This is a genomic window from Maritalea myrionectae DSM 19524 (assembly GCF_000423365.1).
In the GTDB taxonomy this organism is placed as follows: Bacteria; Pseudomonadota; Alphaproteobacteria; order Rhizobiales; family Devosiaceae; genus Maritalea; species Maritalea myrionectae.
In genome coordinates, this window is the sequence record NZ_AUHV01000005.1 from 511,763 (window position 1) to 523,701 (window position 11,939).

Consider the following 11,939-nt stretch of genomic DNA (forward strand, 5'->3'; position numbering starts at 1 on the left):
AAAACCTTGGCTGGATGATTGCCCTCAATCTCACCAGATTTAACTGATGATGTAAATACACGCTTGGCGCAGTTTGGTTCGCGAAAACTGAATTAGGAGCGCGGGTGGGCTTTTAGATAAGCTTCCATCAAATGGGCGCTGTCTACCTTGGTGTAAATCTGCGTCGTGGAAAGAGAGGCGTGGCCGAGTAGTTCCTGGATGGCCCGCAAATCGCCGCCAGCGCCCAGCAAATGGGTAGCAAAAGAATGGCGCAGGGCGTGTGGCGTTGCGCTGGCGGGTAAACCGAAAGCTGACCGTAGTTTTTGCATTTTGAGTTGAACCAGACGCGCCCTTAGCGGCCCGCCGCGGGCGCCGCGGAAAAGGGCATCCTTCGGACCCGGTTGAAAGGGACATTTGCGTTGATAGTCCTCAATGGCTGCATAGATGGGCTTGATGATGGGCACCATGCGTGTTTTGCCCCCTTTGCCGGTGATGCGCAGGGCATCATTGCCATCAAAATCTGAAGGGGTCAGGGCCAGTGCCTCGGATATTCGCAATCCCCCGCCATAGCAAAGCGCCATTACGGCGATGTCGCGCGCAGCGATCCACGGCTCATCGTCCAGCATGCCGCCTTGTTCAATCATGCGTTTGGCATCTATCGCGGTCAGCGCCTTGGGCAAGGATTGATCTTTTTTCGGCGCACGAATGGCGTTGAGGCTGTCGGGTGTGGCCCATCCCTCTTTGGCGAGGAATTTATAAAAGCTTTTCAGCGCTGAAAGACTTCTAGCGATGGAGCGGTTTTTGGCACCGTTGGCCCGCCGATAGGCCAGAAAAGCGCGCCAGTCTGTTGGGGTGAGGTTTTGCAAATGCTTGGTGTGTACCGGCTCGCCCAAATGATTGACAAGAAACTGGAGCAATTGGTCGAGATCGCGATCATAGGCGATCAGCGTTTGCTCAGATAAGCGGCGCAGAGAGCTCAGTTCATCGAGCCACATTTCGCGCCATTTGCCGACTTCCTTGCTGTGAACTGTGAGCGCCATCATGCCTGCCTCATTAGATTGGATTGTCCCAGTTTGCCATGAACCACTTACCAAAGCGCAAATACGTGTGCATTGTGAGTCATTATACGACCTATACAGGGCTGAAATGACACGCCAGTATGGGGCTGTGCCGAGCACATATGCTCGGATATTTTTAAAACTTTTAACTTTGAGGATATTGCCTTGCAGAATAATAGATCGATCGGTGACATCACCCAATTGGCCAAAGATTTTTCACTGTCCACCGCGCCGCCGCCAGCAAATTCATTGTTTTGGGAAATGTGGAACCAAAACATTGTTCAGCAAAATGCCAAAGCAACTCTGAATCTGTCCTATTTGCAGGGCATCAATAGTGGGTTGTTGGACCCAAATGTTTATGGCGGATACAATGTGGCGGATGCCTATTATTGCTATAATGGTGCTGACGACTACAAAATTGCGGCCAACGCCGCGCCTTCGGGCTCTGCTTTAGAAGCCTTCTTGTTGAAGAAATATGATGGGTATCAAAAATATAATGCCACGTTCCCCGGCACATGGCATGTGGCGAGCGCTGCCGATGTGACGCCACCAGAAATCACAAAAGCCTATTCTCAGTTTGAGCATAATGTGGTGACCCAATATGACCCTGTTTATGCCATCATTGTGATGTTGCCCTGCGAATATTTGTGGGCGTGGTTGGCATCACAGATGAATACGCCATCGCCGCAAAATGTATATGGCGGTTGGATCACGGGCAATAATGACCCCAGCGGTTCCTTCGCGATGGGCAATTTTCTCGTCGAGTATATGGCGGCCAACCCGGGCAAGATTGATCAGAAGTTGGCCAACAATATCTACGCTTGGGCGAACTTTTACGAATACGCCAATTTCAGCGCGGCGACGAATGCTGAGATTGTCGACCCGGCAAGCCTTGGGCTTACGCCATTGCCGGATTTTGTGCCGAGCTAATGCAGAGCGCTCACTAATTCGCAAAGATGGCTGACATTTGCGCTGAAACTTTCTAGCCTTGCGCAAACGAATCTTTTGGAGCGTGTGTGAGCCAACAAATTGCATCTGATATTGTGGCGGTAATGGTGAGTGTGGCCGTTGATGGGCCATACTCCTATCGTGTTCCGCATGACATGCAGGTGGAACGTGGTTCCGTTGTGCAAGTGCCGCTGGGGCCACGCAAAGTGATGGGCGTGGTGTGGGGTGAACCGAAGGACAAGGTGGCGCATAATCGGCTGCGCGATATTGAAACCTTGTATGACACGCCGCCCTTAACCGAGGAACTGATGCGGTTGGTGGATTGGGTGGCCAAATATACATTGGCTCAGCCGGGCATGGTGTTGCGCGGTGTGCTGCGGTCGCCCGAAGCGTTCGAGCCCGACAAGCCGGTGACCGTTTATCAGCTTACCGATGCGCGCCCTGAGCGCATGACCTCGGCCCGTCAGCGGGTAATCGAAACAATGGAAGATGGCTTCTCGTGGGGCAAGACCGCACTTGTAGGGGCGAGCGGTGTTTCGCCGTCCGTGATTGAGGGGTTGGTGAAGCAAGGGGTGCTTGAACAGCATTTTGTGCCACCACCGCCGATTGTTTCACCGCCAGATGCGGACCACAATCCGTTGGATCTAAATGACGAGCAGCGTGCGGCTGTTGATGCCATTACTGGTAACGGCTTTCACGAATTTGGCGTGTCGCTATTGGATGGGGTGACGGGCTCAGGGAAAACTGAAGTATTTTTCGAAGCGGTGGCCGCGTGTTTAAAGGCAGGGCGGCAGGCGGTGATTTTGCTGCCGGAGATTGCCCTCACACACACATTTTTGGATCGGTTTGAGCAGCGCTTTGGCGCAAGGCCCGGCGAGTGGCATTCGGATATGACCCCTGTACAGCGGGCCCGCATGTGGCGCGCAGTGGCACGGGGCAAGGTTCAAGCTGTTGTCGGTGCCCGCTCGGCATTGTTCTTGCCGTTCCCGGATTTGGGCTTGATCGTGATTGATGAAGAACATGATGGGGCGTTTAAGCAGTCTGACCGCGTGAACTATCATGCGCGGGACATGGCTGTGGTGCGGGCAAATCTGACCAAAGGGCATGTGATTCTGTCCTCCGCCACCCCGTCGGTGGAAAGCCGCAATAATGCTGATCAGGGGCGCTACCAGCATGTGAAAATGCTGGGCCGGTTTGCCGAGGCGACGATGCCGGACATTACCGCGATTGATATGCGCGAGGACGGGCCAGAAAAGGGCGAATGGATCGCCCCCAAGTTGGCGCGCGAGATTTTTTCAGTTCTGGATCGTGGCGAGCAGGCCCTGCTGTTTCTCAATCGGCGGGGCTATGCGCCGCTCACCCTTTGTCGGTCCTGCGGCCATCAATATCAATGTCCGGACTGTTCGGCCTGGTTGGTGGAGCATCGGTTCCGGGGCGTTTTGACGTGCCATCATTGTGGCCACGAAATTGGGGTGCCGAAGGAATGTCACAAATGTGGGGCTGACGATTCGCTGGTGCCGATTGGGCCGGGCATTGAACGCATTGCCGAAGAAGCGGCCAAGCGTTTCCCGGACGCGCGGCGGGTGATCCTTTCTTCCGACATGGGGACCATGGCGCAAACCAAGGCGCGATTCGAGGAAATTGCCCGGGGTGACTACGATTTGATCATCGGCACGCAATTGGTGGCTAAAGGGCACCATTTTCCCAAGCTGAATTTGGTGGGTGTGCTCGATGCGGATTTGGGCCTGGCCCATGGCGACCCCCGCGCCGCGGAGAAAACCTTTCAGCTTTTGACCCAGGTCACAGGACGTGCCGGGCGGACAGGCAAGTCAGGGCGTGCCTTTTTGCAAACCTATGTGCCTGAACATGCGGTGATGCAGGCGCTGGTGCGCGGCGATCGTGAGGCGTTTTATGCGCACGAGATTAAAGCGCGGAGCACGGTGGGCCTGCCGCCCTTTGGGCGATTGGCGGCATTGATCATCTCGGCGACAGAGCATGATGTGGCTTTTGGCTTTGCCCGGCATTTGGCCATGGTGGCCCCGAAAGCGCCGGACGAGGCAAAGCTGAGACTTTTTGGTCCGGCAGATGCGCCCGTATCGATGGTGCGGGGGCGGCATCGGGTGCGGTTGCTGGTGCAAAGCGACAAGCAATTTGATTTGTCGGGCTATGTGCGATTTTGGTTGGCAGAAGGGCCTAAACCCACCGGAAATTTACGGGTTCAAGTCGATATTGACCCGATGAGCTTTTATTAGCGGACAAGGGTGTGGAAGGGTGGTATTGTCGGGCAAATTGACCCTGAAGTGCGACAATTTGTCAATCTTTTCAGATTCCATGTGTGAATCTGACGATTCCGCCCAAAGTAGGGCATGAAAATGGCCCCGGCATATTGCGCACCCGAAAGCCATGTGATAGACGGTGCGCGACATTTGAGGGGGATCGACAGGTCCAACTATAAACACCACTGAATTTTGTCTCGCGTTTGAAAGTTATTCTAGCTTTACAATCCGGGTTTGAGCAAAGTTCAGCAAGATTGGGGAATAGAGGCGTTGAGCGCACAAAACTCAGTTCTAACTCAGATCGCACGGCCATATGCGTCAGCACTTTTTGACCTTGCGCGTGACGCGAAAGACGTCGCCGGTGTTGAAAAGGGGCTCGATGGCCTATCCAAAATGATTAATGAAAGCGCAGAATTTGCTGACTTTTTGAAAAGCCCTGTCATCAGCGGCGATGAAAAAGAGCAAGTTGTTGCTGCGCTTTTGGCTAAGGCCAAGGCCAAAGGTCTTGTGGCCAATTTTGTTTCATTGGTGGCCAAAAACGGACGCTTGTTCGCTTTGCCTGCCATGATCAACCAGTTCAAAGCGCTTGCTGCTGAAGATCGGGGTGAAGTTCACGCCGAAGTTACTTCTGCTCAACCGCTTTCGAAAGCACACCAGGACAGCCTTGCTGCTGCTCTGAAAAAGAAAATTGGCAAGGATGTCACGCTTGAGCAACATGTGGATGCCGATCTGATTGGGGGCTTGATCGTTAAGGTCGGTTCGCAAATGATCGATTCCTCGCTTAAGACGAAATTGACTGCCATGAAGATCGCCATGAAAGAGGTCGGCTAATGGACATTAAAGCTGCGGAAATTTCCGCCATCCTAAAAGACCAGATCAAGGACTTTGGGAAAGAGGCGCAAGTCTCAGAAGTTGGGCAAGTATTGTCAGTAGGTGACGGTATTGCTCGTGTATATGGGCTTGATAATGTGCAAGCTGGTGAACTTGTTGAGTTCCCAGGTGGCATTAAGGGTATGGCTCTTAACCTTGAAGCCGACAATGTCGGTGTTGTTATCTTTGGCTCTGACCGGGGCATTAAAGAAGGTGACACGGTTAAGCGTACCGGCGCGATTGTTGACGTGCCTGTCGGTAAAGAGTTGTTGGGTCGTGTTGTTGACGGCTTGGGCAACCCAATCGATGGTAAAGGTCCAATCAAATCATCAGCCCGTGCTTTGGCTGACGTGAAGGCCCCTGGTATTTTGCCACGTAAGTCTGTGCATGAGCCGATGTCTACTGGTCTTAAATCAGTTGATGCGATGATCCCGATTGGTCGTGGTCAGCGCGAATTGATCATTGGTGACCGTCAGACTGGTAAAACAGCGATCATCTTGGACACATTCCTTAACCAAAAACCTGCGCACGATGCGGGCAATGAGGATGACAAGCTTTACTGTATCTATGTTGCGATTGGCCAGAAGCGGTCAACTGTGGCGCAGTTTGTGAAGACATTGGAAGATGCAGGCGCAATGGAATATTCTATTGTTGTTGCCGCTACAGCGTCTGACCCTGCACCTATGCAGTTCCTGGCACCATTTACAGCATGTGCCATGGGCGAATATTTCCGCGATAACGGCATGCACGCCGTGATCGGGTATGACGATTTGTCAAAGCAAGCTGTGGCTTATCGTCAGATGTCACTTCTTCTTCGTCGTCCACCAGGCCGTGAAGCTTATCCTGGTGACGTGTTCTATCTTCACTCACGTCTTTTGGAACGTGCTGCGAAATTGAACGAAGATCATGGTTCAGGCTCATTGACCGCTTTGCCGATCATTGAGACACAAGCGAACGACGTTTCTGCTTATATTCCAACAAACGTGATTTCGATTACAGATGGTCAGATCTTCTTGGAAACTGACTTGTTCTTCCAAGGTATCCGTCCTGCGGTGAACGTTGGTTTGTCTGTGTCACGTGTGGGTTCATCAGCGCAGATTAAAGCGATGAAGCAGGTTGCCGGCTCTATTAAGGGTGAATTGGCGCAGTACCGCGAAATGGCGGCCTTTGCGCAGTTCGGTTCTGACCTTGATGCGGCGACACAGCAATTGCTGAACCGCGGTGCCCGTCTTGTTGAGTTGCTCAAGCAGCCTCAATTCTCACCTTTGAAAACCGAAGAACAGGTTGCGGTGATTTTTGCTGGTGTGAACGGCTATATCGACAAAGTCGAAGTTCGCGATGTTCAAAAGTTCGAAGCTGGTTTGCTTTCAGCCCTGCGCTCTAAGCACGAAGATCTTTTGACCACAATTGCAAAAGAAAAAGCCCTTTCAGATGATCTGAAGGCCAAGCTCGACGCCGCGATTGGCGATTACGCCAAGACATTCGCTGCATAACTGAGTGGTTTAACTAAGGAGCTGAGGTGCTATGCCCTCATTGAAGGACCTTAAAAACCGGATCTCTTCGGTCAAGTCGACCCAGAAGATCACCAAAGCCATGCAGATGGTGGCAGCGGCAAAGTTGCGTCGTGCGCAAGAGAACGCAGAAAATGCACGGCCTTACGCCGAACGCATGAACAATGTGCTCTCTTCGCTGGCCACAGCCTATAAGGGGCGTGAAGGCGCCCCTAAACTGCTGGGTGGCAATGGCAAAGACCAAACGCACCTGCTTGTTGTTGCAACAGCTGAGCGTGGCCTTTGTGGTGGCTTCAACTCCAATATTGCGAAATTGGCGCGTGATCATGCCAATAAGCTTTTGGCTGAAGGTAAAACGGTTAAAATTTTGTGCGTAGGCAAGAAGGGGCACGACGTGTTGAAGCGTTTGTTCCCGGATCAAATTCTTGATTTGATTACCCTGCGCGAAGTTAAGCAAGTTGGTTACACAAACGCCCAAGAGATTGGCGAGCGTGTGCTCAATATGTTTGAAAATGACGAATTTGACGTTGCAACCTTGTTCTATTCGAAATTCCAGTCTGTGATCGCTCAGGTGCCAACGGCGCACCAACTGATCCCTGCTGTGTTTGATGAGACAGAGGAAGACGCCGGCGCAGATTCAGCCAACTATGAATATGAGCCGAGCGAAGAAGCGATTCTTGAGGACTTGCTTCCCCGCAATATCTCTGTGCAGATTTTCCATGCTTTGCTGGAAAATGGTGCCGGTGAAATGGGCGCGAAAATGACCGCAATGGACAACGCGACCCGTAATGCTGGTGATATGATCAAGAAATTGAACATCAGCTACAACCGTCAGCGCCAAGCGCAGATTACAAAAGAATTGATTGAAATTATCTCAGGCGCGGAAGCGCTCTAAGGCAAACGAGGACAGACCATGGCAGCAAAAGCGAAACAGGTCGGACGCATTGCGCAGGTTATTGGCGCGGTGGTGGACGTTGAGTTTGACGGCGACCTTCCGGCAATTTTGGACGCGCTTGAAACAGACAATAATGGCAACCGGTTGGTACTGGAAGTGGCTCAGCACTTGGGCGAAAACACTGTACGTACCATCGCGATGGACACGACCGAAGGTCTTGTTCGTGGACAAAAAGTTTCCAGCACAGGGGAATCAATTTCTGTTCCTGTGGGCAAGGAAACACTTGGCCGCATTATGAACGTGATTGGTGAGCCAATTGACGAAGCGGGTGAAATCAAAACAAAGGCACGGCGTCCAATTCACGCCGAAGCGCCTGAGTTTGTGGAACAGTCACCAGAAGCGGAAATCTTGGTAACTGGCATTAAGGTTGTTGACCTTTTGGCGCCATATGCGAAGGGCGGTAAAATCGGCCTGTTCGGTGGTGCTGGTGTTGGTAAAACCGTTCTTATTCAGGAATTGATCAACAACGTTGCGAACAATCACGGTGGTTATTCTGTGTTTGCGGGCGTTGGTGAGCGGACTCGTGAAGGTAACGACCTTTACTGGGAAATGATTGAATCAGGCGTGAACCAGGAAAAGGGCGGCGAAGGCTCTAAATGTTCACTGGTGTTCGGTCAGATGAACGAGCCTCCAGGTGCTCGTGCACGTGTGGCGTTGACAGGTTTGACCATTGCGGAACAGTTCCGTGACGAAGGTCAGGACGTGTTGTTCTTCGTGGATAACATCTTCCGCTTTACACAAGCCGGTTCTGAAGTGTCTGCGCTGTTGGGTCGTATTCCATCAGCTGTGGGTTATCAGCCAACATTGGCGACTGACATGGGTGACATGCAGGAGCGCATTACAACCACTTCAAAGGGGTCTATTACCTCTGTGCAAGCGGTTTACGTGCCTGCCGATGACTTGACTGACCCTGCCCCGGCGACAACCTTTGCTCACTTGGATGCGCAAACCGTTTTGAACCGTGCGATCTCTGAAAAGGGTATTTACCCAGCGGTTGATCCATTGGATTCAAACTCACGTTTGTTGGATCCACAAGTTGTGGGCGAAGAGCACTATCGTGTTGCTCGTGAAGTTCAAGAAATTTTGCAGCGCTATAAAGCACTGCAAGACATTATCGCGATTTTGGGTATGGACGAATTGTCTGAAGAAGACAAAATGACCGTGGCCCGTGCGCGTAAGATTGAGCGTTTCATGTCTCAGCCATTCCACGTGGCGGAAGTGTTTACCGGTACATCTGGTATCTTCGTACCGTTGGAAGAAACTGTTAAAGCGTTTAAAGGCTTGGTTGCTGGTGATTATGACCACCTTCCAGAAGCTGCGTTCTACATGGTTGGTACCATTGATGACGCTGTGAAAAAGGCGCAAAAACTGGCTGCAGAAGCTGCGTAAGGATAAGAGGTAAGTATGGCCGAAGGCATTAAAATCGAAGTGGTTTCACCAGAGAGCTTGGTGCTGAGCGACGATGTGGCTTCGGTCACAGTGCCCGGTACTGATGGTTATTTCACCGTCATGGGTGACCATGCTGCGATGATGACCACATTGAAAGCTGGTTTTGTGACCGTGACTTCTGAAGGCGGCGATGTGCGGTCATTCTTTGTCCGCGGTGGCTTTGCCGATGTGTCCAATGCGGGCCTCACTATTTTGGCTGAAGAAGCAAAAACTGGTGCCGACTTTGATCGGTCAGAAGTTGACGCAGCGATTGTGAGTGCTCAGGACGCTCTGGCCAAAGCTTCAGACGACCACGCTAAGCAGGAAGCGCAAAACAATCTTGATGGTTGGAAGAACCTGCTGCTTGAAGTGGATGCGGGTGGCATGGTCCACTAGCTGACCACACTTCCTTATCGAACATTATTCAGGGCTCGCATTTATGCGGGCCCTTTTTTGTCGCGGTTTGTGTTGTGTTGGTAACCCTGAATTAACCTACCGCGATCAACATAGTCACATTATAGATTTGCACATTTTTGAGGCGATATTCGCAGTTCCCACAGGGGTCGTGAATGTCGCCTTATTTTTTGGCAAAAACAGATGGAGTCGACATGAAACTGCTGAAGCAAATGAAAATTGTACAAAAAATACCAGCTTTGGCGATTGCGAGTGCGGTTGCGGTGGGTCTTGCCCTTGGAGCTGTGAGTATCTTGGTCGGCTCCCAAGTGATTACTGGTATTGAGGAAGAAAAACTCATTGCCAGTGCCGAAGGGCGCAAGCATGAATTGGAAGAATATCTCCACGAGATTCAAGCCGACCTCGGCCTCACTGCGGTGCACCCATTTACAGTTGATGCCGTCAAACAATTTGATAGCGCTTATAAAGAACTCGGCGCCGCAGCCACCAAAACATTGCAAACGGACTATATTGAGAAAAACCCTAACCCAGCCGGGCAAAAGCATTTGCTTGATGCCGCGAGCGGGGACAACACATACAATGCTGCCCACGCGGTTTTTCACCCTCTATTCCGGGCGCAACTTGATGCCCGCGGCTATTACGACATCTTCCTGTTCAATGAAAATGGCGATTTGATTTATACGGTCTTTAAGGAATTGGATTATGCCACCAATTTCAAAGCAGGTGGTGGTGAATGGGCCGACACTGATCTGGGCAATGCGTTTCGCGCAGGTATCGCCCTCAATGCTGGCGAAACACAGTTCTTTGATTTCCAACCCTATGCGCCAAGTGCTGATGCCCCGGCGGCATTTATTTCTCAACCTGTGTTTGAGGGAAATAAAAGAATCGGCGTTGTCGCTTTTCAAATGCCCATCGATCGCATCAATTCAGTGATGAACGGCAAAGCGGGCCTTGGTGAGACCGGCGAGACAATCTTGATCGGGGAAGATCGCTTGTTGCGCAATGATTCAAGCCACACTGAAGCCAATGACATCCTCAGTGCCGCCTATGAAAGTCCTGCTTTGACCAAGGTGTTTGATGGGCTAGAGACTTCTGGCATTGAGCGAACATATCGCGACATGACCTCCTTGTTTGCGGCTACGCCGGTCGAATTTGGCGGCAAGAGCTTTGCGGTGGTTGCGCTGCAAGATCGGGACGAGGCTTTGGCTGCGATCGGTTTCCTCACGAAAATCATGGCTGGTGTGGGCCTTTTGGTGGCCGCTTTGGTCGCCGTTGCTGCGTGGGCCTTTTCTCGCACGATCACAAGTCCGATGGCCAATATCTCTGCCACAATGGGCCGGATATCTGCGAATGAACTTGATCTGGTTGTTAAGGATACCGACCGTGCTGACGAAGTGGGCGAGATGGCCCGTGCCGTGGAGATCTTCCGCGATAATGCGGAAAAGATTGCGGCGCTTGACGCTGAAGAGCGGGCGCGAGCTGAAGGCTTGGCTGCACGCAACAAGGCCATGCAAGAGTTGCAAATGTCGTTGGGCCAAGTCGTCGGTGCGGCTGCTGAGGGCGATTTTACGCAGCGGATTGATCTCCAAATGGATGATGATGCGCTGCAGCAAATCGTGCTGAACGTAAATGGCCTGGTTTCAAACGTAGATCGCGGCCTCAAAGAGACGGGCGAAGTGATGGCTGCCCTGGCGAACACCAATTTGACGGTGCGGATGGAAGGCGATTATCAAGGTGCCTTCTTGCAGTTGAAAAATGACACCAACCGGGTGGGTGATCGGTTGACCGAAGTGGTCAAGCAATTGCGCACAACCTCGCGGGCGCTGAAAACAGCCACAGGCGAGATCCTTTCTGGTGCCAATGATCTTTCAGACCGGACCACACGTCAGGCCGCAACGATTGAAGAAACCTCGGCTGCAATGGAACAGCTGGCCACTACAGTTTTGGAAAACGCCAAAGAAGCTGAAGAAGCCTCCGGTATTGCCGATCGTGTGCGCACGACAGCAGAAGAAGGCGGCGATGTTATGCGCCAGGCCAATGAGGCCATGGAGCGGATTACCAGTTCGTCGAACAAGATCTCCAATATTATCGGCATGATCGACGACATTGCCTTCCAAACCAATCTGTTGGCCTTGAACGCTTCGGTTGAAGCTGCACGGGCTGGTGAAGCGGGTAAAGGCTTTGCGGTTGTGGCGGTTGAAGTGCGGCGCTTGGCCCAATCGGCGGCAGAAGCTTCAAATGAAGTGAAAGCCTTGATTGAACAATCGGTCACTGAAGTTGATGGTGGGTCCAAGCTTGTGGCGCAAGCTGCCAAGAGCCTTGAGGCAATGTTGGAGGCTGCGCGCTCCAACAACACCATTATGGTGTCGATTGCGGATAAGAGTAAGTCTCAGGCCTCTTCAATTGAGCAGATTAACCAAGCGGTTCGCGACATGGATGAGACCACCCAGCACAATGCGGCTTTGGTGGAAGAAACCAATGCGGCGATTGAGCAAACCGA

9 protein-coding genes are annotated in these 11,939 nt (G+C 52.1%); 8 read left to right on the top strand and 1 reads right to left on the bottom strand.

Annotated elements, in window-relative coordinates:
• Positions 1-92: 92 nt before the first annotated feature.
• Positions 93-1,022 carry a tyrosine recombinase XerC gene (locus tag G549_RS0116565; RefSeq protein ID WP_027835958.1) on the bottom strand — a complete coding sequence of 310 codons (930 nt, stop codon included), beginning with the start codon at positions 1,020-1,022 and terminating at the stop codon, positions 93-95.
• A gap of 180 nt (positions 1,023-1,202) precedes the next feature.
• Here G549_RS0116565 and G549_RS20805 point away from each other — a divergent pair, with 180 nt between their 5' ends.
• The 8 genes from G549_RS20805 to G549_RS22065 all read left to right on the top strand — a co-directional run.
• The gene (locus G549_RS20805; protein ID WP_051214019.1) at positions 1,203-1,967 is read left to right on the top strand and encodes a TenA family protein; all 765 of its coding nucleotides are present in this window, start codon (positions 1,203-1,205) and stop codon (positions 1,965-1,967) included.
• A gap of 86 nt (positions 1,968-2,053) precedes the next feature.
• Positions 2,054-4,237, top strand: coding sequence for a primosomal protein N' (locus tag G549_RS0116575; RefSeq protein WP_027835959.1), 2,184 nt, complete (start codon positions 2,054-2,056; stop codon positions 4,235-4,237).
• Between the two features lie 294 nt (positions 4,238-4,531).
• Positions 4,532-5,092, top strand: coding sequence for a F0F1 ATP synthase subunit delta (locus G549_RS0116580; protein WP_027835960.1), 561 nt, complete (start codon positions 4,532-4,534; stop codon positions 5,090-5,092).
• On the top strand, positions 5,092-6,624 hold the full coding sequence (atpA, locus tag G549_RS0116585) for a F0F1 ATP synthase subunit alpha (RefSeq protein ID WP_027835961.1): 1,533 nt from the start codon (positions 5,092-5,094) through the stop codon (positions 6,622-6,624). The genes G549_RS0116580 and atpA overlap by 1 nt, the downstream gene beginning before the upstream one ends.
• A gap of 31 nt (positions 6,625-6,655) precedes the next feature.
• Entirely contained in the window at positions 6,656-7,537 is an 882-nt protein-coding gene (locus G549_RS0116590) for a F0F1 ATP synthase subunit gamma (protein WP_027835962.1), read from the top strand.
• A gap of 18 nt (positions 7,538-7,555) precedes the next feature.
• Positions 7,556-8,986, top strand: coding sequence for a F0F1 ATP synthase subunit beta (gene atpD, locus G549_RS0116595; RefSeq protein WP_027835963.1), 1,431 nt, complete (start codon positions 7,556-7,558; stop codon positions 8,984-8,986).
• Between the two features lie 15 nt (positions 8,987-9,001).
• Complete coding sequence (locus G549_RS0116600; RefSeq protein ID WP_027835964.1) at positions 9,002-9,421, top strand: F0F1 ATP synthase subunit epsilon; 420 nt, start codon at positions 9,002-9,004, stop codon at positions 9,419-9,421.
• Between the two features lie 212 nt (positions 9,422-9,633).
• The coding region (locus tag G549_RS22065; RefSeq protein ID WP_246778391.1) for a methyl-accepting chemotaxis protein at positions 9,634-11,939 on the top strand (2,306 nt) is incomplete at its 3' end.